Here is a 20,990-nt window from a genome sequence, read left to right on the forward strand (position 1 = left end):
ATCGGGTACACCACAAAATCACTGTGGGAGCTTGCCTGCAAGCGATAGCGGTGGGTCAGGCAACATGGATTTTGAATGGACTGACGCCTTCGCGAGCAGGCTCGCTCCCACAGGAATTGGGGTGTCGATCAAGATATTTGCTTCACCCCGAACCACTGTGGGAGCGTGGCGTGCCCGCGATGGCGGTGGGTCAGCCGACCGAGATGTTGAATGTGCCGACGCCTTCGCGAGCAGGCTCGCTCCCACAGGGATTGGGGGTGGATCCGGGATATTCAGTTCATCCCGATCCACTGTGGGAGCGTGGCTTGCCCGCGATGGCGGTGGGTCAGCCGACAGAGATGTTGAATGTGCCGACGCCTTCGCGGGCAAGCCCGCTCCCACAGGAATTGGGTTGTCGATCAAGATATTTGCTTCGCCCCGAACCACTGTGGGAGCGTGGGTGGCCCGCGATGGCGGTGGAGCAGCCGACAGAGATGTTGCATGTGCCGACGCCTTCGCGAGCAAGCTCGCTCCCACAGGGATTGGGGGTGGATCCGGGATATTCAGTTCATCCCGATCCACTGTGGGAGCGTGGGTGGCCCGCGATGGCGGTGGAGCAGCCGACAGAGATGTTGCATGTGCCGACGCCTTCGCGGGCACGCCCGCTCCCACAGGAATTGGGTTGTCGATCAAGATATTTGCTTCACCCCGAACCACTGTGGGAGCGTGGCTTGCCCGCGATGGCGGTGGATCAGCCGACAGAGATGTTGAATGTGCCGACGCCTTCGCGAGCAAGCTCGCTCCCACAGGGATTGGGGGTGGATCGGGATATCCAGTTCATCCCGATCCCACAGCTCCCGAGCAGGCTCTGGGGTTACTCGGTAATCTTCGAGAAGTTGCGATAGAACATGTCACCCTCGCGGCTATCGGTCATCGAGTGCAGCTGGAAGCTGCGATTGAGCCTGGCGCCGCCGTCACGGGTCAGCGGGGCCCAGACCAGATTGGCGCGGCGCATGGTCGACATGCTCATCATTTCGTCGAACGGGATCGACAGGTAGATGCCCTTGTCGAAACTACCCTCCCCGTACTCGGCACTGCCAGCCGTGGTGATCGTCGCCCAAGCGCCGAAACGCACACCGTTGAAAAACTCGCGAGAGATGTCCAGCGTACCGCCCCAGTCGCCAGCCAGGTAACGGCCGACGCTGACCGCAGCCAGCGTGTCGTAGGGCAAGTCGGTGTAGCCAGTGATGTGCCCGGTCCAGACCGAGTAGTCGCGCAGGCCGAAGCCCTGATCGAACTCACGCTGACGCACATAATTCAGATCCGCCCCCACCGACCAGCGCTCACCGGTCGGCCGGAACAGCACCTCAGCGCCGACACCGGCAAACATCGACTCCAGATAACCGCCGTAGACCATGCCATACAGGTCTTTGTCCAACTGCTCGGCATGGCTGACCTGAAATAACGGCATGGTCACCTCCGAGGTGGTCAGGTACTGACGCAAATCGGTACGCACCCGCGGCAGGCCGCTCGGCGCGTCGTAGGTGAACTTGTCGAAGTTGTTCACCAGGTTGGCACTGAGCAAGCCGTTCCACCAGGTATTGCGGTTGAAGCGGTACTCCGCGTCCGCATCTGCACTGAATTGATAGAGCAAACCATCCGGGCCGCCGACGTTCTGCTTGAAGCCCAGGCCGACGCCGTAATTGAAGTGCTGTGGCGCTTCGCTGTAGAGGGTTTTCTCGTTGTGCGGCATCGCCGGGTTGATCTCGGTGGTGCGGTGCAGCGACTCCAGCGGTTCCTCGTTGTTGATCACTTCGCGGAAGGTCTGGCGCGGCACGCTGGTCTCTTCCAGCGGCAGGTCGTAGCGCTTGTTGACCACGGTGAACCAGTTGATGTCGTCGTTCACACTGTTGTCGAGAATCCGGCTCGCGCGGCCAACAGCCTTGGACGAATGGAAGTAGCGCTGCTGCTCGCCGTAGACGATCAGCTCGGAATCACGCTGACTGATGCGCTCGACCTTGTACCCGGCATTCTGCTGCAAACGTTGCGACACGTCGGCCCAGTTGACCTGTTCCATCGGCGTGGTCGGCATCTTCGCCGGCAGCGGTTCCGGCGTCGGATCGTAGGTCTTGGCCGGCGCCTTGCGGCTGACAAAATTGGTGTGAAACGTGATGCCGAACATCGCCGTATTGCCACGCTCCCACGCCGCACTGACGTCCACCGAATCGGCCACCTTGAACACAGCGCCGAAGTTGATCGGCGAATCTTGCTTGATCACGTTGTCCTTCGGCTCGTGCTTGTAGTCGTTGCCTTCGTATTCGAGTTTCAGGCTGAGTCGATCCCACGGCGTCTGGTAGCTCACGCCTCCGAAGAACGACGGCCGACCGCGAAAGTACGAGCCGGAGTTGACGTCACCGGTACCTTCGAGAGCCGGTCGGGTATCGAAGCGATCACTGACGTAGCCCAGCGGGTTGTCGAGGTCGCCGCGATTACCCAGATAACCCCAGGCAATGCCGGCGCTGAAATCGAAATTGTCGAAACGTTTGTTGGCGACAAAAAATTCGCTGGAGAACAGACCCGTACCGCCAATGTCTCGGAAGCCCAGCGCGACTTCCGGCGCCCAGTGGCTTTCCTGCCACAACCGAACCTTGGCGTCGACCGCCTTGTCCTTGTAGCTCTGGCTGCCGCTCAGCGCCTCGGAGCCGTACGGCCGGTTGGTGATCGCGGTGTAGCGGAACGAACCTTCGAGCCAGTCCAGTGGCTGCAACGACACGCTGTAGCGGCTGTAAGGCTCGGTGCGGTTGGCATTGACGCTCAGTTCGCCGGCCGGCGCCATGCGCGCGGTCGGGGTCTGCAACAGACCGGTGCCACCAAAATCATTTTGAGTAATACGCGGCTCGGCATACACCAGGCCGCACGGCAATAACAACACAGCTGCAACACGTAACTTCAACGAACCACCTCAGCCAGCTGCGTGGCAATCAATTCGGCCAACTGCTGATTCAGTTCAGGAACAGGCGGATCCAGATCATCGTTTTTCACCGGCACCAGAATCTTGCTGCCGGCCACGGGAAACTGCCCGCTCTCGCGATTCCAGTGCGCAATGCCCACGCGCCGCACCGCACCATTGGGCTGGATCAGCCACAGGTAATCGGCTTCGGCATCGTCCAGCGGCGTGCAGTTTTCCAGATACTCGCGCGCCTCCAGCAAGGGCTGATAAGGCAGGTGGCAGGTCTCGGCAACCGCGCCCAGCACTTGCACCTCGTCGACCCGTTTCGGGTAGATCAGACGATCGCCATCGTCGAGACGCATGTTGCGCGCGAAACCGACTTCCACCGCGACCGGATCGAGGTCCGCTACCTGGCGCCCGGTGACCGGCATCTGCCGCACCTGCTCGGACAGACGCAGCGCCAGTGCCGCGCGGCTCGGTCGATCAAACAACGAGGCCATGCGCTGCAACACATCGAGATCGAACAACACTCCGGCCTTGAGCCGCGCCTGCTGTTCCAGCAACGACTGGCGCAGCAACACGCCGGCCAGCCAGTAACCTTCGGCATTCGGCACCGCCACGCTGATCACGTCGAGCAAGCGCCCGCCCGGCGGCAATTCCACCGGCCCCGGATTGGCCACATCGCCACTGACCGTGACCGCTGCCTGAGTGACGCCACTGAGCAACAGCAAACCTGCCGATAACATGCGTAAGCGCTTCACGGCAGATGCCTGCGATCAGGGGTCAGTTGCACGATGCGCACGCGCAGTTGCGTGGTCAGTTGCTGCTCGCTCTGCAGGATGAAACCGTCCAGCGGATCGACCCAGTAATGGTTGGTCGCGCGCAGGCCGATGGCCGGGACGTCGATGCGTTCGTCGACACGCAGCACGGTGTATTCCTTGTCGAGAATGTGCAGGGTTTGCGTGGCTCGGCGGGAGAACCGGCTATTGACGATCAAACCGACTTCCTGGCCCTTGTACAGGTCGATCCAGCGCTGACTGGTGAAGCCGTCGGCGACCTGATGCAGGCCACGTTTGAACGGCGCGTTGTCAGCCAGCCGCGTGCCGTCCAGATCACCTTCCACACCGAGGCCGATGGTGCGCACGGCGAGGCCGTCACGCAGCAGCAACACCTGTTTGCCGGAGGCGACCCAGAACTGCAGGTCTTCACGCTCGCGCACCAGCGCCAGTACCCCGGAGCCGGACGGCGTGGTCAGTTTGATTTGCGGGTACTTGACCTCGGCCACCTGGGCCGCGCTCACGTCCAGCTCGTCCGGGCCGATCACCGCCGACTTGAGGTTGCGCACCGAGGCGGTCATCAGCGGGTTGCAGCCACACAACATCAAGGCCGCCATCAGGCAGACGCCCACTTTCAAGGTTTTCACGGTCGGCCTTATTTGCTGTTGTTACTGAATTCGCTCCAGTTCTTCGCAGCGGAAGCCCCGGTCCCGACGATCGATGCCGACGGCACCAGTTGGCTGATGAAGCGGTTCCAGCGCGTGACGTTGGCCGGGCCGACGTACACCACATCCTGCGGACGCACTTCAAAATGCGAAGCGAGTGCCATTGAGGTCGGCGACTGAGCTTCCAGTTGATAGATCTTCGCCGGCTCGACATCGAGGTTTTCCACCCCGCGAATCACATACACCGCGTTGCCATTGGAGGTGGTCTGGCTCAAGCCGCCGACCGAGCCAAGCACATCGGAGAGGTTCATCGTCGCGGTCTTGAAGCTCAGCGCGCGGGGCTGGTTGACTTCACCCATGACGTAGATGCGCTTGTTGTCGTTGTACGGCAGATACAACTGATCGCCGCCCTTGAGGAAGACGTGCTGCAACTCGGAGTCCTGCTGGTTCAGCGAGTCGAGATTGAGCGGATACACCCGGCCATTGCGCGTCAGCAGCAGGCCCGACAGATCGGCGTTGTTGGTGTCGATGCCGGCCGTACCGAGGGCTTCGACCACGCTCAGCGGGTTGGTGGAAATTGGCTGCGGACCGGCCTTCGCCACGGCGCCCGAAACCACCACTTTCTGACTGGCGAAACGCAGCACCGCGACATCCACTTGCGGCTCGGCGATGAACGCCGACAGGCGGGATTCGATGTCCGAGCGCAGCTGTTGAATGGTCTTGCCGGCCGCCTGCACTTCCTTGATGAACGGGTAGTACAGCGTGCCATCGGAGCGCACCAGTCGACCGTTGGCGTCGATCTGCTGTTGTGCCCCCGATGGCGCGGTCAGCTCCGGGTGATCCCAGACCGTGATGTACAACACATCGTTGCTGCCAATGCGGTATTCCGCCGGCGTTGCCAACAGTTCCGCCGGCACCGACTCACGCTTTTGCGTGGCGCGGGTCATCGAGATCAGCTTGGGCGTGATCGGAATCAGCTCGACCCGACTGCTTTCGCTGGCGCCTTGGCGCGTGATGTCGCCGGTGCTCAGGTATTGGCCGGGGGAAAACATGCAACCTTGCAAAGCGATACTTGCCAACAGCAAAAGAGAAAAACTACGAGTCATAATGGCACTACGCTATCCAAGGGCGAATCTAAAAATAAAGTCACCCGACTTGCGTCGGGCGACCCTGTACTGCACTAACAAATGTTCCTGTTAGTTGTGCGTGCCAGTGGTGCCGGTAGTACCGGTGGTGCCCGTGGTACCGCCGTTGGCACTTCCGCCGCTGTTGGACGCCGCGACTGCACTGGCAACCATTGCAGTACTGGCAGCAGGCGCTGTAGAAGCCGCGACACTGCCAGATACATTGGTCACCGCAGTAAGCGGCGCTTCAGCAGCGGACGCCCAGTTGCTCAACATCGTCAACAGGGCAATCGCCATCACTTTTTTCATATCAACTCCTTTCTAACATTCGGCCTGTTAAAAACCGGCCTGAGTTAGCGGTGGTAGCGTTCAAGTTCGCGAAAATCGCGAACAAGATCCGTCGTTCTTTCACAGTCTTACCCAACTGATAAAAGTCGAACGGCAGGTTTATATCTACGGACTTGCAAAAGGCATTTCCAGCGTATTTTCCCGACGATATCTAACAGCTGACCGAAACTAACATTCAGTATTAGAACGACATCATTCGAGATAACCGCGTGGATGATTCGATTGCCAGCGCCAGGTGTCGGTGACCATGTCCTGCAAACTGCGCGTGGCTTTCCAGCCAAGTTCTCTTGCGGCCTTGGAGGCGTCGGCCCAACTCTCGGCAATATCGCCGCTGCGCCGCGGCATCACTCGGTATGGCACCGGACGCCCGCTGGCTTGTTCGAAGGCATGCAGCACTTGCATCACGCTGTAGCCGTCGCCGGTGCCGAGGTTCCAGGTGTGAATGCCCGGACGATCGGCAATCGATTGCAGGGCTTTGAGATGGCCATCGGCGAGGTCGACGACATGGATGTAATCGCGAACCCCGGTGCCGTCGATGGTCGGGTAATCGTCGCCGAAAATCGACAGCTCCTGCAGGCTGCCGACCGCGACCTGGCTGATGTAGGGCAGCAGGTTATTGGGAATGCCATTGGGGTCTTCGCCCATGTGCCCGCTGTGATGCGCGCCGATCGGGTTGAAGTAGCGCAGCAAGGCGATGCTCCAGCGCGGCTCGGCCAGGCTCAGGTCGCGCAGCACGTTCTCGACGATCAGCTTGGACTGGCCGTAAGGATTGGTCGGAATACCGGTGGGGAAATCCTCGCGGATCGGCATCTGCTCAGGCTCGCCGTACACCGTGGCCGACGAGCTGAACACCAGTCGGAACACTCCGGCCGCCGCCATCGCCTGACACAGCGTGATGCTGCCGCCGACGTTGTTCTCGTAATAATCCAGCGGCTTGCGCACGCTCTCGCCGACGGCCTTGAGCCCGGCAAAATGCAGCACCGCGTCGATTTGATGCTCGCGAAAAATCCGCTCGAGCAACGCCCGGTCGCAGACATCGCCGCGAATCATCAGCGCGCTTTTGCCGCAAATACCTTCTATCGCATGCAGTGCCGCATCGCTGCTGTTGCAAAGATTATCCAGTACAACAACTTCATAACCTGCTTCAAGCAGCGCAAGTGTGGTGTGCGAGCCGATATAGCCGGCGCCACCCGTTACCAGAATCTTCATAGCGCGGTCCGTCATTGGATAAGTGACAAGTAGCCTGTCAAGTCCCTTTCATTGAATCTGTGGCGCACCACACAAATAAGGACGACAACAGCCTTAAACAAAATTAGTTCAACCACTGGCAATAAATATTTTTGCAGGTCAAACTGTATTGCCCGGTACTTATTAGCACCTCGAGTACACTCATCACTATCAACAGATACCGACTAAAAATAACCAATAACGCTATAACCGACATCTCATAACATTGTCATGTTTTACCCCCTGCGCTAATTGCCATTAACAACCTGACTCAGGTATTAAAGTACTCGTTCAATAATCATTGAAACTTGTGCGCTTTGATAAGTGCGCGCACCCGTTGCCTGTGTTCCATGACTGTCCAGGATACTTTTATGATTCGTAAATGTTTGTTCCCCGCTGCCGGTTACGGCACGCGTTTCTTGCCGGCGACCAAAGCCATGCCGAAAGAAATGCTGCCGATCGTCAACAAGCCGTTGATCGAATACGCCGTTGAAGAAGCACGGGACGCCGGCCTGCAACACATGGCCATCGTCACCGGTCGGGGCAAGCGTGCGCTGGAAGACCACTTCGACATCAGCTACGAACTCGAACACCAGATCCGCGGCACCGAGAAAGAGAAATTCCTCGCCGGCACCCGCGAGCTGATCGACACCTGCACCTTCTCCTACACCCGTCAGGTGGAAATGAAGGGCCTCGGTCACGCGATTCTCAGCGGCCGTCCGTTGATCGGTGATGAGCCCTTCGCCGTGGTGTTGGCCGATGACCTGTGCCTGAACCTGGACGGTGACGGCGTGCTCTCGCAGATGATCCAGCTGTACAAAAAATTCCGCTGCTCGATCGTCGCCATCCAGGAAGTCCCGGCCGACCAGACCCACAAGTACGGGGTGATCGCCGGCGAACTGATGTCCGAGGGCATCTACCGGGTCAATAACATGGTGGAAAAACCGGCGCCGCAGGACGCGCCGTCGAACCTGGCGATCATCGGCCGCTACATCCTCACCCCGGACATCTTCGACCTGATCGCCGACACCCAACCGGGCAAGGGCGGCGAGATCCAGATCACCGACGCGCTGATGAAACAGGCACAGAACGGTTGCGTGCTGGCCTACAAGTTCAAGGGCCTGCGCTTCGACTGCGGTGACGCCGAGGGTTATCTGCAGGCGACCAACTTCTGCTACGACAACGTCTACCTCAAGGGCCGCTGAGACGGCTCCCGCCCACTTCTCTTTTCAGGAGGCAACCATGAACATGGCACAGCATGCAGCAGAGATTGAACGGGAGGTGGGCAACCTCGGGACGGTGAGCCGGCTGTCACGGCATCAGCCGTTGCCCAGCGCCAACGAGTCGTGGCTGGGGAGTATTCTGCTGGTGGAACGCATCGGCATGTTTCCTTCGTCCGGCGACATTCGCCTGCCGCTGGCCGATCCCTATCCCCTGCTCGCCCATCTGAAACAGCTGTATGCCGAGCAGGCGCTGGAAATGGACGACCGCGATGGCCTGAAAGTGATCTTCAGCGACTGGCGCTTCCGCGTACGCCTGTGCTGCAACGAGCCGGCGATCATCATCAATGTCGAGACACGGTGTGCGACGCAACTGATGCCGCAGAAGACTGCGGAGCTCCTGAGCCAGATAGATCACTTCAAATAAAACACCACCCCTGTAGGAGCTGCCGAAGGCTGCGATCTTTTGATTTTGTATTGAAGAGCAAGATCAAAAGATCGCAGCCTTCGGCAGCTCCTACAGGGGTTTCGTTGGGTCGCAACTGGTTGTGTTGATGCCACTGACGATCCAGCGATAGAAGTAGTCGGCAATCACTTTCCCGCCCGTCGCGGGCTGCGGATGAATCTTGTCCGGCCCGATCATCGCCGCCGCATAGCGTTTGACGTCAGGGCCGAACGCGCATTGCAGATTGGCAAAGCCCAACTGCTGCTCATGCGCCCACGGCTGCAAGACCTGCGCATACGCCGACATCGGGTAGGCACTGGACCGCGTGGTGTCCTGACGCATGATCAGGTTGATGCTCGCCGCCGGCTGGATCTCGCGGATCATCGCCACCAACCCTTGAACGTTGTGCAGGTACTGTTCGGGTTTGACCCCGAAACCCTGGTCGTTGCCGCCGAGCATGATCAGGTAAATGTCGGCGGGGATCTTCGACACGGCGGCTTTCCACTGCACTTGCCATTGCGGATCGCGGTGATAGAAGTCCGCTGAGGCCGCGCCCGAGGCCGCCAGTTTCGAGACCCGCACGCCGTTCTGCTCGTTGCTCAGCCACAGGCCAAACAAGGTCGGTGCGCCCTTCACCACCTCCAGTTTGAACGACCAGTCTGCGGCTGCCGAAAGACCTGCGAGCGGTAGTTCCTGTAAGCCTGAACCTCCAAGTGTCAAGGGTTGCCAGGCTTGTGCGGGCGTCCAGCGGTAACGCAGCTCACTCGGCTCGCCGTTGCCCAGGTAGAGCAATTTCGCCTGGGTGACTTGGGTGTCGATGGCGGGTGTCGGGCTGGCGTCGATTTGCAGCCAGGCGCCGGGCTTGCCGATCACCGTGCGGCTGTCGGGGCTGGCCTGGCCGAGGCCGGACACTTGCCAGCCACCGCCGAAGTACTTTTCGCTGCTGCGGGTGTATTTGAAATGCGTGCCGCCCAGCGCCGCGCCATGGTTGAAACCGACATAACCGGGGCCGGCAAATCCGACCTCGCCGGCCACGCGCTGCACCAGTTTGTTCAAGTAAAAATCCTGACCGGCGCTGTAGCTGTCGCCAATTACCGAGACCGACAACACCTTCCCGGCCTTGCCTTCGCGCCACTGCGCAAAGCGCTCGCGGGCATCGCCCACTTCGATTACGGACGCAGCGACCGGCTGAGCGTCATTTACTGCCAACATGCATTATTTCCTTCAGTCTGGAATGGCCCCTTCGCGAGCAAGCTCGCTCCCACATTGGATCGGCGTCATACACCAATTCTCTGTAGGAGCTGTCGAGTGAAACGAGGCTGCGATCTTTTGATCTTCAACCTCAAAAGATCGCAGCGTGCCGCAGCTCCTACCGAGGTCTTGTGTCCTCCGTTGAACCCTGTGGGAGCGAGCCTGCTCGCGAAGCTTTTCAGCTACTGGCCGGCACCACCGGAGCAATACCCGCCGCCGTTTTTTTCTTCGCCGCACGCTCCCCGAGAAACAGCACCGAAGTGACATTGAAGCGACTGAAAATCATCGACAGCACCACCGGTCCCAACAGACCGAACAGCAGGCCACTGAGCACCAGAATGCTTTCGTCTTTTACCCCCAACCGCCCCATGACAAACCGCGAAGTCGCCGCAAACAACACATGAAACAGGAAGATCGCGTAAGAGTAGCCGCCCAGCCAGGTCAGCCACTTCGAGCGCATGTCACTCGACAGCAAAGCAATGCAGGACACGCAACCCACGGTCAAGCCAATCAGGCTACGGCGGTCGACAATCAACTCACGGTCAATCGCCGCCACGTAAAGCAGCGTCAACGAAATCAACACAAACACCAGCGGCCCGATCACCTTGAACCGTTGCTTCAACGCCTCGACATTTTCCTGGCCGATCATCCCCGCCACAAAAAACGGCAGCAGGTAAATCGCACCATTGATGCCGAACGCATCGAGCTTGAACGGTGGCAGCAGAAACAGCGCTGCAGCGAAGGCGAACAGCAGGTACAAGCGGGTCATCGAACGCAGCATCCCACGCCATTCCAGCAGGCCGACGAACATGAAAATGATGAACACCGCCTGCAGGAACCAGAAGTGATTGACCGGCACCCAGAACGACAACAACGCATCGATCACCCCGACGTCCTTGTTCACCCCCGGCCCCACCGCCTGCAACACCGAGAACGGCACACCGACGCAAAACAGCGGCACGATCAACCGTCGCACCTTGCCGCTGAAGAATGCGGAAAAGTCATTGCCACGGATTTTGTAGATCGAATAGATGTAGCCGGAAATAAAGGTGAACAGCGGCATGCGCACATACACCATCGAGTCGGCGATCACCCGGAACGGCGAGCCGAGATCGATTTTCAGCCCTCCGCCCAACGGGCCGATGACGTGGTAGAGCACCAGCAGCAGGCACGCCAGACCACGCAGGGTTTCGATTTCCAGGGACTTTTTCTTGCTCGACATACAGCACCTGCCTCAATTCAGAACGCGTGACTCAACCCGCACCGGTTTGTTCGCACGCAACATCAGGCCCAGGCCGACAAACAGCACCGGCACCACCATGGAAAAGTGTCGGGCAAAGGAGCCGAAGTCCGGCTCGAACAAGCCTTGCACCAACAGAAACGCCAGCGGGATCGCGATCAGTTCCTTGGGTTTGGTCTCGATCGGCGCACCTTTGTAATCGGTGGAGGTGATGACTTTGAACAGCAGCAGCGCGGTCATGATCATCAGCGCGACGAAGATCACCTGACCCGGCCCGGACAACAGAATCAGCTCCACCGGGAACGACAACCGGAAGAAAATGATCATCGAGTCCAGCGCCTGCGAGACGAAGTCGCTGCCACTGAGCCACGAGACGATCAGCGATTTCGACCCCTCCTCCCCCGCCGTGCGCAACTCGTTGTTGCTGGCGCGAATCGACGACACCGGAAAGCCCAGCGCCAGCTGAATCGCCATGGCCACCGCCAGGTAAAACAGGAACAGCATCAGGAAGAAGGTGAAGCGCGACACGTACTTTTTCATCACGCAAACGCCGACCCACGACAGCGAAAACAGAATCCAGTAAGGCCGGATCAGCACGCCATAGATCACCGCCGAGAGAAAAAAACCGCCGCGGTATTTGCGCGTCAATGCGCTGAACAAAATGCTCAGCACCGCCACCGAGACGATGATTTCCTTGGTCAGGTTTTCCAGAAAAAACGAACGCACCACACCCCACAGGCACAGGGTGCCGAAGATCGCCAGCGGCATGCGCCGAAACACCACCACCGGGATCGCCGTGAGGAAGAAGTTGCAGAACATCCCGTAGGCCCAGGCATTGGTCAGGTTGATCCCGGTGGGCCGCAGCAGGAACGCCGAACACTCGTAGGAGGAGCGATCCGGCGAGAACGGGTTCCAGAAATTGCAGTTGTCGGCGCGGGCGTAGGACGACCATAAAGTCATCGCATCCGGGCCCGGATCGCGCGGGATCAGCAGCGGCATCGCCACCGACAGAAACAGCCCGGTGAACAGAATCAGGAACGACAGCGAGGAATCGAGTTTGCGGCCGCGAAACTCGATGCACGGCAATTTCAACCCCATGCCAGCGCCCCTTTGGCACGGGTCGCTCGAGTCAACACGGCGATCACCCCGAGCTGCACGATGATCGCGAAGACATTGCCCCACGCCGCGCCATAAATCGAATAATGCTTGATCAGCAGGTAACTGACCGGCACCGACACCAGCAAACAAATCGCCGCGCTGGCGAATGACACCCGACTGTTTTTCGAAGCGATCAGACCGCCCCAGACGATGTCGCCGATGGCCCGCAGGGCAAAGGAAAAGATCAGCACGCCGAGGAGTGCGTTATCCGGACGCGGCACGCTGTTGGCGACGTAATCGAGCACCACGTTGAAGAACAGATAGATCAACACCGCCACCGCCGCCGACACCACTAACGAACGCATCACCCACTTGTTGACGAACAACTGCCGGATGCTGAACGCCTGTTGATCCGCCTGAAACCGCTTGGCCAGCACCGGAATGCCGACTACCGCCACCACCGCGTAAGACAGCGCCTGCAGAGTGTTCGCCGCCGACCACGCATACACGTATTTGCCGAGGCTGGCGTAGGGTTCGAGGTCGGCAATCAGAAAGCGCTCGGCGCACTGACTCAGCGCGATCAAGCCCGTGCCGAAATAAAACGGCAACCCGGCCTTCCACACGGTCGCCGTCGTCAGCGCTTCGCTGACCCGGCCCTTGTGCACGTTCACCACGATCAGGTAACCGGCGACGATCACCAGCACGTTGGCGGCCACCCACAACCACAGCACACTGGCGATGCCCGACACCCAGTCGAGCATCATCGCGCCCACCGCCAGCAGCGCCCAGAGACCGGTCTTGATGAAGAACAGCAGCGCACCCGCCGTGGCTTTCTGCGCAGAAAACACGAACGAGTTGATCTCGAAGGACAGGTGTTCAGTGAGCAACACCAGCGTCACGCAGAGGATTAGCGCGGTGCTCGCCTCGACCTGCTGAAACAGCGAATAGATCCCCACCGTTGCCAGCGACAGCAGCAGCCCCACCGCGAGGTACAGCAGCAGGACTTTGTCGACCACCCGCCGCGAGCTGCCGCCGACGCTGATCAACCGATTGATCTCGGAACTGAAACCAACGCTGTAGAACTTCGAAGCAATCAGCGACGCGGCGACCACCACGCCATAAAAACCCAGCGCTTCGTAGCCCAGGTAATGGGTGATGGCCAACACCAGCAGAAACTTCGCGCCCAAGGCTCCGCCGCGCAGCAGCAAGCGGAATATCATCGAACGACGCCTTTGATGATCTCGTCCATCATCACCGTCTTGGCTTCGATTTCACGGCAGGTATCCGTCAGGCGCTTGCCGAAATTCGACAGGGCATTGGGCGCGTACACGGTGTCGATGATCTGCTCGACATCGATGTCGCCGCCATTGATCACCCAGTCTTCCACGCCCATGTCCTGATAGGCGCCAAAGCCTTTGCGCTCGTAGCTGATGTGGTACGCCGGGACACCGGACAACAGCGATTCGATGGCGCCGTGCAGACGCACCGAGATCACCAGGTCCGGCTGATATTTGGCAATCGTCGCCTTCAACGACAGCAGCTCTTCGCTGATGCCCAGTTCGCGATAGAACGCACCGTCGTCGTTACCGCGAACGGCACTCTGTACGGCGCAAACCACTTTGCTTTTGTTCTTCAGGCGCTGCAGCAGCAGCTTCAGGTTGGCGACGTAGGCGACTTTCTTTTCCTTGCTCCACTCCGGCGGCTTGCGCAGCACCACGCACACGGTGGCCGGCGAAGCGGCACAGCGGGTGAACTTCGGTTTCTGAAGAATCTTGCTGGCCAGTGACTGCACTGCCAGATCCGGCGCACGATAGACGTTTTCGCAGGCATCGAACATTGCCGAGGAGCGGTTATCGCGCACAAACACCGCGTCCGCGCTGGCGTAGTGATCGACGATCTTGCGGCTCTCGCCATGGAACGGGCCGATGCTTTGCGGCAGGTACACCGACGGCACCTTGCTGAGGATCGCTGTTTCCAGTTGCTTGGCGTGGCCGAGTTTGAGCTTGATGTGTTCGAAAGCACTTTTCGAGCGCATGTAGCCGCCACCGACGCCGACGATCAGATCAGTCTTGCGCAACAGATCCGCCAGCCCGGCATACGACTGATTGAGGAACACCGCCTGCTTGACCCGCCCCAAGCCCTTGGCCGCCATCACCGGCGCGTCGAAACGCGGGTGCGGCAGGTAGGCGAAAGACTGCGGGTCGGACGCCACGACATTGATCGCGGTGTCTTCGCCAAAGTTGCGCTGCACCAACGCGATGGCCAGATCGACGAGCAGGCCGTCACCGGAGTTGGACGCACTGTAGCCATGCAAAATCGTTACGTTCATAAGCTTGAGTTCTACTTAATAAGTGGGAGCGCAATACACGTCGTAGGTCTGGCGGATCATCAGCGCGGCACTGAAGCGCTCACGCACGATGCTCCGGCCTTCGTTGCCGAGGTCGAGCAACCGCGGCTTCTGGATTCGCGCCAGCACATCGGCCAGCGCCTGGTGGTCACCGGTGGGAAAGACGTAGCCGGACACCTCATGGGTAACCAGTTCGGGCAGCGACGTGCAGTTGCTGGCGATCACCGGCAAACCCATGGCCATGCCTTCCAGCGGCACCATGGCAAAACCTTCCCAGCGGCTCGGCACGATCAGCGCGTCGGCCTGTTGATACAGCGCCTGCACTTCGGCCGGCGTGACCCACGGCAGGTACTCGACCGCGTCCATCTCGGGGCACTCGACCTTGTCCTCGTTGACCGCACTGCCAACCACCGTCAGCTTCAGATCGTTGCGCTGTACCTTGGCGAAGGCTTTGAGCAATACGTCGAAGCCTTTCTGGTAGTCGAGGCGACCGACGAACAGCAGATGAATCGGCGCGGGGTTGTCGGCCCTCGGTGCGTCATCCTTGTGCGGGATGCCGTTGTAAATCAGGCGCATGCGCTTGCGCTCGATACCGAACCGCGCGGCTTTGTCCATCTCGTAGCGACTGACGCAAATGATCACGTCGGTGACTTTCTGCAAGACGCGCTCGATCGAGGCGTAGACCTTCTGCTTGATGGGCGAGCTTTCCATCAGGAACGAAAACGCGTGCGGGCAGTAGACGATTTTCGGCCGACGCCACGGCTTGAGCAGCACACAAACACAGCGGCCGATCACCCCGGAAAACGTGCTGTGCAGATGCACCACATCGGGTTTTTCCTTGAACAGCGTCCGTGCCAGTTCCCACGCAAAGCGCAGCAGCGAAGGCACGTTACGCCCGGATCTGACGAACGTGCGAATCTGGCGCTGATCGATGCCGTGCAGCTCCTGTTTCTGGTCGAGCGGCACCAGATAGACCCATTCGTAGTTCGCGTCCTGGCCTTCGGGCGACGCCGATATCGTGCGGATAACGGTGGCAACCCCACCTTTTATCGTTTCAGCCACGTGCAGTATTTTCTTCACAACCCACCCACTTCCTTGCATGTAAGGACAAGCGCTGACACTCAGGATTTGTCCGACGCGTATTCGTAGTTGTAGTAACCGTAGTTGCCGTTGCCGTAGTAACTGGCGGCGCGCTTCTCGACGCCGTTGAACACCGCGCCCTTGAGCTCGATGCCGTTCTGCGCGAAGCGGCGGATGGTCATTTCAATCTCTTTGGCCGGGTTCACCGCAAACCGGGTGACGATCAGGCTGATGCCGGCTTCACGCCCGACAATCGCCGCATCGGTCACCGCCAGCAGGGGCGGCGTATCGATGATCACCACGTCGTAGCGCTGACTCAGCTCGGCGAGCAAATCGCGGAAGTTGGCGTGCATCAGCAGCTCGGAAGGGTTCGGTGGAACCTGGCCACGGCTGATGAAGTGCAGGTTGTCGATTTCCACCGTGTTGATCGCCTGCTCGATGCTGCAGCGCTTGACCAGCAGATCCGACAGGCCATTGGCGATCGGCACATTCAGCGTCTTGTGCAGGTGGCCCTTGCGCATGTCGGCGTCGATCAGCAGTACGCGCTGACCGCTCTGTGCCATGACCGCGGCGAGGTTGGACGAGACGAAGGTCTTGCCGACCTGCGGGCTGGGGCCGGAGATCATGATGCGGTTGTTGGTCGAATCCAGCGCGGCGAAATGCAGGCAGGTGCGCAGGCTGCGGATCGACTCGATGGACAGGTCGGTCGGGTTGCGCAACGCCAGCAGATAGGCCGGTGTTTCAGCGGTGATTTTGGCCCGGCCCTTTTTCGTGTCCTCTTCACGCTGCAAGGCGCTGTAGGGAATCGAGGCGTATACCGGCAGCCCGAGCTGTTCGATGGCTTCCGGGCCTTCCAGACCCTTGCTCAGGGATTTGCGCAACAGCACCAGCGCCACGCCGACAAAGGCGCCGAGGAACGTCGCGATCAGCACAATCAGGGCTTTTTTCGGTTTGACCGGGCTGGTCAGGTCGACATCCGCCGGGTCGATCAGGCGTACGTTACCCACCGCACCGGCGCGAACAATGTCCAGCTCCTGGGATTTGTTCAGCAACTGCGTATAGATCTGCGAAGCCACTTCCACATCGCGGGTCAGGTTGAGCAGCTCCTGTTGCGTCGCCGGCAGGTCGCCGACCTTGCCTTCCAGCGATTTCTGCTGCTGGGTCAATTCACCGATCTGCGACATCAAGGCGCGATACGCCGGATGCTGCTTGGTGAATTTGCGATCCATTTCCGCCTGCTGCATTTTCAGCTCGGAAATCCGCGTTTCCAGCGCCACGGACTGACCGAGCACCGATTGGGTTTCCAGGGAAATGTTCACGGTCTTGCCGTGGGTCTGGTAAGCGTTGAGCGCATCGCTGGCCTTGGCCAGATCACGCTTGACCTGCGGCAACTGACTTTGCAGGAACGCCAGGCTCTGCGCCGCTTCCGCCGAGGTGCGGCGCACGTTCTGATCGACGTAGAGCGCGGCGATCTTGTTGAGGATCTTCACCGCCTCGGCGGCATCGGCGCTGGCCAGCGCCAGACGGATAATCCCCGACTCTTTACCTTGCTCGGAGATATCCAGCGCATCCTGGTAACCCTGAATGGTCACGATCCGTGGATTGCGCACCACTTCAAAGCGCGTGCCCGGGTTGGCTTGCAGGCGCTCGATCAAACCTTCGACGCCGTCCTGCGCGAAGGCTTCGCCGGCGACGCCCTCGATCAGCAGGTTGTCGTTGTCATCGAGCAACTGAAAGTGCTGTTGCTCACCAGCAATCAGGGTGAGCTTCTTGCCCAACAGTTCTTTGGGCAGATCGAGCCGGGCGAATTCCAGACGCTCGCCGCCCCAGGCGTAGCTGTTGAAGCCAAAACGCGGCGGCGCCACGCTGGACTCGGTTTCACCGCGATAACGCCGGGCGAGAAAACCGCCGATGACCGGGAAGGTATTGGGGGTGACGTCGATGTCCAGACGCAGGTCGTCGACGGTTTTGCCGATCACCGCGCGGGATTTGATGATGCCGATTTCGGTGACCGACGGCGATTGCCCACCGAGCATGCTGCTGAGGTCGGAAAAGCCGAGCATGTCGTTTTTTTTCGGCTCGACCTGCACCAGCGCGTTCGCCAGGTACACCGGCGTCGCCAATACCGCGTAGGCAACGCCGGCGGCCATGAAGGCACCGGTGAATGCACCGATCAGCCATTTCTGGTCGATCAAACTGCCGAATATGCCGAGAAGATCAATACTGTCTTGATCGTTATCACGGTTGGCGATTACTGACGGTAACTGCATAAGTCTTTCTTACCATTCACTGATCTGAAGAATATTCATCAATGTCCGAGGCGCTGCGCCCACGAGCTAACAGCATCTTCAATCAATGCATGGGCATGAATAAAAGCGGCCTTACCTTGACGATACGGATCCTGTATTTCTCTTTCGCCCTGCCACTTGCCAAGAAGAAACACTTTGCCTCGGGCATGCGAAGCAATCTTCAGCACCTGATTCACATGTTGTTTTTCCATGACCAGAATCAGGTCTGATGCATTGACGATATCGGTCGTCAATTGCCGCGCCTTGAACCCCTCGGCGCTGTGCCCGTGATCTTCCAGCACCTGGCGTGCCGAGGCTTCCATGCCTTCGCCGACTCGCGCTGCGAGGCCTGCGGAAGTCACGGAGATGGTTGAGGGGGTCAGCGCGTTACGCAGCAGAAGTTCTGCTGTCGGACTTCGGCAAATATTGCCAACGCACACAACCAGGATATTTCTGAACAAGGTTTACTTTCCTGTGTAATATCATTCTGCCAACATCTAGTGCGAATCTTAATGAACCCACTAGATCATCCTGCACTCAGAAATAGATTCGCCCTGTCAGTACCAGCGTATTAAGTACCACAGCCTCAAAAGCCGCCAAAACAGAATTACCGGACTAAAAATAACTGTGATTTTCAGGTCTTGTTTTCCTGACAAAAAATAACAATCACGCACTAAGTACCCTTGTTAGTTTCGAAACAGGAGTAACGGGATAACTATTCGTTGTTGTCATTCTCATCCGGAGAGCAGACATGAAATCAGCCCATCTCACACAGCTCGGCGCCTCGGCGCTGCTGGCACTCAGTGTCGCCACCCATGTTCACGCCAGTGAACTGTTTCCCAAGCTTCCCGCCAGAACCATCGGCGTCCAGGTGAAGATCCAGAGTTTCACCGCCGACGACGCTGCCAACATCAAGTCTGCCGGCTTCAGTTTCGTGCGCTTCGGGGTATGGAGCGACAGCCTCAGTGCCAAGGCCTATCAAAAACAGGTCAGCGATGCCTTCGCCGCAGCCGGCTCCGCTGGCCTGCCGGTGCTCCTGACCGTGCGCGCCATCAAGCCTTTGACCACGACGCCGGCCAACACTAATGAACTGACGACGGCAGGCGAAGCTTTTGCCAATACCCTGACCGGCGTTGAAACCGCCTACAGCTCACAACTGGTAGCACTGGAGATCTGGAACGAGCCAGATCTGGAAACCTACTGGCCCACGCGCAATTTCGACACCACGTTTGTGCCGTTCATGAGTGCGGTGTGCAAAACACTCCAGGACAAACCGCAGTCAGCACCGCGGGTCGGCTACGGTTTCGCGCGGCCGCCAACGGCCGGTTCGGCGTCCACCGTGGCGTTGAGCAGGATTGTCAGTGAATACCCCAAGTGCCTGAATGCGATTTCCTACCATCCCTACGGCATGACAGCCACGCAGATCAGCAATGCGCAATCGTTCATCCAGCAGAATTTCCATCTGCCGGGAGTCATCAGTGAATGGGGTATTTCGGCGCTCGGTTCCAACGGCGGGATTGAAGGACAAGCCAGCAAAGTCGGCGCGTTCATAGCCGACGTCAAAAGGCTGAACATTCCACTGACTTCGATCTATGAGTGGAAAAACAGTGATTCAGGCAGCAATGAACGAGAGAAGAACTTCGGCTTGCTGACCTCTGACGGCCAGCCAAAACCGGCGAGAGCGGCGGCCGAATTGCAACTTAACGCCCAATAAGTCAGCGGCAACTGGCCTGGTCACAGGTCAGTTGCTTTGAACCTGCGGCCGATTTTGGCATCGTATTCATCGATACCGCGCCCCACCCTTCAAACAGCCGTTCTCAGGTTGTTGCCCCCGGGGAGCCCGTTACGCCTTGATGCCCTTGAGTGGCCGTCAGCGCTCGGGTAATGTCGTCAAACCCACAGGACAGAGCACACCCATGACTTCCAAGCTGGAACAACTCAAACAGATGACCACCGTGGTTGCCGACACCGGCGACTTCGAAGCGATCGCCCGGGTCAAGCCGGTCGACGCCACCACCAACCCTTCCCTGCTGCTCAAAGCCGCCGCCATCCCGGCTTACGCCGAGCTGCTGAATGCTTGCGTCAGCGACTGCAAGGGCGACGTGGGCCTGGCCAGCGACCGTTTCGGCGTCGCCGTGGGCCAGGAAATCCTCAAAGTGATTCCGGGCCGCATTTCCACTGAAGTGGATGCGCGCCTGTCATTCGACCAGGACGCCGTGCTCAAGCGTGCCCATCGCCTGATCGAGCTGTACGACAAGGCCGGCATCGGCCGTGACCGCGTACTGATCAAGATCGCGTCGACCTGGGAAGGCATCCGCGCAGCCGAGATTCTCGAGAAGGAAGGCATCCAGACCAACCTGACCCTGCTGTTCTCTTTCGCTCAGGCTGCCGCTTGCGCTGACGCCGGGGTGTTCCTGATCTCGCCGTTCGTGGGCCGCATCTACGACTGGTACAAGAAGGCCAATGGCAACGACTACACCGGTGCCGATGATCCGGGCGTGCAGTCGGTGACCCGCATCTACAACTACTACAAGGCCAATGATTACAAGACCGTGGTCATGGGCGCCAGCTTCCGTAACCTGAGCCAGATCGAACAACTGGCCGGCTGCGACCGCCTGACCATCAGCCCGGATCTGATCGACAAGCTGGCAGCCGACACCGGCAAACTGGAGCGCAAACTCGCCCCGGGCCACGCCGGCGAAGCGCGCCTGAGCCTCAACGAAGCGCAATTCCGCTGGCTGTCCAACGAAGACGCGATGGCCACCGAGAAACTGGCTGAGGGCATCCGTCAGTTTGCCCGTGACCAGGAGAAGCTCGAGGCGCTGCTGCAGGCCAAGCTGTGATCTGAGCGGTTGAAATGCAAAAAGGGCGAACCCGGTTGGGTTCGCCCTTTTTATTTATGCAGTGCCTGAAGATGCATCGTCTGGACTGACGCATTCGCGGGCAAGCCCG

General features: G+C 59.3%; 18 protein-coding genes. 4 read left to right on the forward strand and 14 right to left on the reverse strand.

Translation table 11 applies throughout. The features are described from left to right. Positions 1-853: 853 nt before the first annotated feature. The 6 genes from HXW87_RS21955 to galE form a co-directional block, all read right to left on the reverse strand. The gene (locus HXW87_RS21955; RefSeq protein ID WP_239777753.1) at positions 854-2,932 is read right to left on the reverse strand and encodes a YjbH domain-containing protein; all 2,079 of its coding nucleotides are present in this window, start codon (positions 2,930-2,932) and stop codon (positions 854-856) included. Then, positions 2,929-3,690 (reverse strand): capsule biosynthesis GfcC family protein, encoded by a 762-nt coding sequence (locus HXW87_RS21960; protein WP_345773036.1) that lies wholly within the window; start codon positions 3,688-3,690, stop codon positions 2,929-2,931. The genes HXW87_RS21955 and HXW87_RS21960 overlap by 4 nt, the downstream gene beginning before the upstream one ends. After that, on the reverse strand, positions 3,687-4,352 hold the full coding sequence (locus HXW87_RS21965) for a YjbF family lipoprotein (protein ID WP_239777754.1): 666 nt from the start codon (positions 4,350-4,352) through the stop codon (positions 3,687-3,689). Before HXW87_RS21965 ends, HXW87_RS21960 begins: the two co-directional genes overlap by 4 nt. Before the next feature lie 8 nt (positions 4,353-4,360). After that, positions 4,361-5,422, reverse strand: a complete 1,062-nt coding sequence (locus HXW87_RS21970; RefSeq protein ID WP_121186361.1) for a polysaccharide biosynthesis/export family protein — start codon at positions 5,420-5,422, stop codon at positions 4,361-4,363. A 144-nt stretch (positions 5,423-5,566) separates the two neighbouring features. Next, positions 5,567-5,803 (reverse strand): hypothetical protein, encoded by a 237-nt coding sequence (locus tag HXW87_RS21975; protein WP_003226528.1) that lies wholly within the window; start codon positions 5,801-5,803, stop codon positions 5,567-5,569. A 231-nt stretch (positions 5,804-6,034) separates the two neighbouring features. Then, positions 6,035-7,051, reverse strand: coding sequence for a UDP-glucose 4-epimerase GalE (gene galE / locus HXW87_RS21980; RefSeq protein ID WP_239777755.1), 1,017 nt, complete (start codon positions 7,049-7,051; stop codon positions 6,035-6,037). Positions 7,052-7,440: 389 nt separating this feature from the next. Between galE and galU the strand changes: the two genes are divergently transcribed. After that, positions 7,441-8,274 (forward strand): UTP--glucose-1-phosphate uridylyltransferase GalU, encoded by an 834-nt coding sequence (galU, locus tag HXW87_RS21985; RefSeq protein WP_047295217.1) that lies wholly within the window; start codon positions 7,441-7,443, stop codon positions 8,272-8,274. Between the two features lie 37 nt (positions 8,275-8,311). Beyond that, positions 8,312-8,716: a mannose-1-phosphate guanylyltransferase gene (locus HXW87_RS21990; RefSeq protein ID WP_239777756.1), complete on the forward strand. Its 405-nt coding sequence runs from the start codon at positions 8,312-8,314 to the stop codon at positions 8,714-8,716. Between the two features lie 90 nt (positions 8,717-8,806). On the opposite strand, the gene HXW87_RS21995 is transcribed toward HXW87_RS21990, so the two are convergent. The 8 genes from HXW87_RS21995 to HXW87_RS22030 all read right to left on the reverse strand — a co-directional run bounded on the left by HXW87_RS21995 (position 8,807) and on the right by HXW87_RS22030 (position 18,499). Continuing rightward, on the reverse strand, positions 8,807-9,946 hold the full coding sequence (locus tag HXW87_RS21995) for a GDSL-type esterase/lipase family protein (RefSeq protein WP_239777757.1): 1,140 nt from the start codon (positions 9,944-9,946) through the stop codon (positions 8,807-8,809). A 217-nt stretch (positions 9,947-10,163) separates the two neighbouring features. Then, positions 10,164-11,207 carry an acyltransferase gene (locus HXW87_RS22000; protein WP_095668737.1) on the reverse strand — a complete coding sequence of 348 codons (1,044 nt, stop codon included), beginning with the start codon at positions 11,205-11,207 and terminating at the stop codon, positions 10,164-10,166. A 12-nt stretch (positions 11,208-11,219) separates the two neighbouring features. Continuing rightward, the gene (locus HXW87_RS22005) at positions 11,220-12,323 is read right to left on the reverse strand and encodes a hypothetical protein (RefSeq protein WP_047600104.1); all 1,104 of its coding nucleotides are present in this window, start codon (positions 12,321-12,323) and stop codon (positions 11,220-11,222) included. Next, complete coding sequence (locus tag HXW87_RS22010) at positions 12,314-13,543, reverse strand: polysaccharide biosynthesis C-terminal domain-containing protein (RefSeq protein ID WP_239777758.1); 1,230 nt, start codon at positions 13,541-13,543, stop codon at positions 12,314-12,316. Before HXW87_RS22010 ends, HXW87_RS22005 begins: the two co-directional genes overlap by 10 nt. After that, positions 13,540-14,652 (reverse strand): polysaccharide pyruvyl transferase family protein, encoded by a 1,113-nt coding sequence (locus HXW87_RS22015; RefSeq protein ID WP_239777759.1) that lies wholly within the window; start codon positions 14,650-14,652, stop codon positions 13,540-13,542. Before HXW87_RS22015 ends, HXW87_RS22010 begins: the two co-directional genes overlap by 4 nt. Positions 14,653-14,667: 15 nt before the next feature. Then, entirely contained in the window at positions 14,668-15,750 is a 1,083-nt protein-coding gene (locus HXW87_RS22020) for a glycosyltransferase (RefSeq protein WP_239777760.1), read from the reverse strand. Between the two features lie 41 nt (positions 15,751-15,791). After that, a complete protein-coding gene (locus tag HXW87_RS22025; RefSeq protein ID WP_239777761.1) occupies positions 15,792-18,020 on the reverse strand; it encodes a polysaccharide biosynthesis tyrosine autokinase in 2,229 nt (742 codons plus the stop codon). Positions 18,021-18,058: 38 nt separating this feature from the next. After that, entirely contained in the window at positions 18,059-18,499 is a 441-nt protein-coding gene (locus HXW87_RS22030; RefSeq protein WP_239777762.1) for a low molecular weight protein-tyrosine-phosphatase, read from the reverse strand. Positions 18,500-18,789: 290 nt separating this feature from the next. Here HXW87_RS22030 and HXW87_RS22035 point away from each other — a divergent pair, with 290 nt between their 5' ends. Together HXW87_RS22035 and tal are read left to right on the forward strand one after the other, a co-directional pair. Next, positions 18,790-19,752, forward strand: coding sequence for a cellulase family glycosylhydrolase (locus HXW87_RS22035; RefSeq protein ID WP_239777763.1), 963 nt, complete (start codon positions 18,790-18,792; stop codon positions 19,750-19,752). 202 nt (positions 19,753-19,954) lie between these two features. Then, positions 19,955-20,881, forward strand: coding sequence for a transaldolase (tal, locus tag HXW87_RS22040; RefSeq protein ID WP_027611470.1), 927 nt, complete (start codon positions 19,955-19,957; stop codon positions 20,879-20,881). Positions 20,882-20,990: the final 109 nt, after the last annotated feature.

The organism is Pseudomonas sp. Y5-11 (assembly GCF_022368695.1).
Taxonomy (GTDB): domain Bacteria; phylum Pseudomonadota; class Gammaproteobacteria; order Pseudomonadales; family Pseudomonadaceae; genus Aquipseudomonas; species Aquipseudomonas parakoreensis.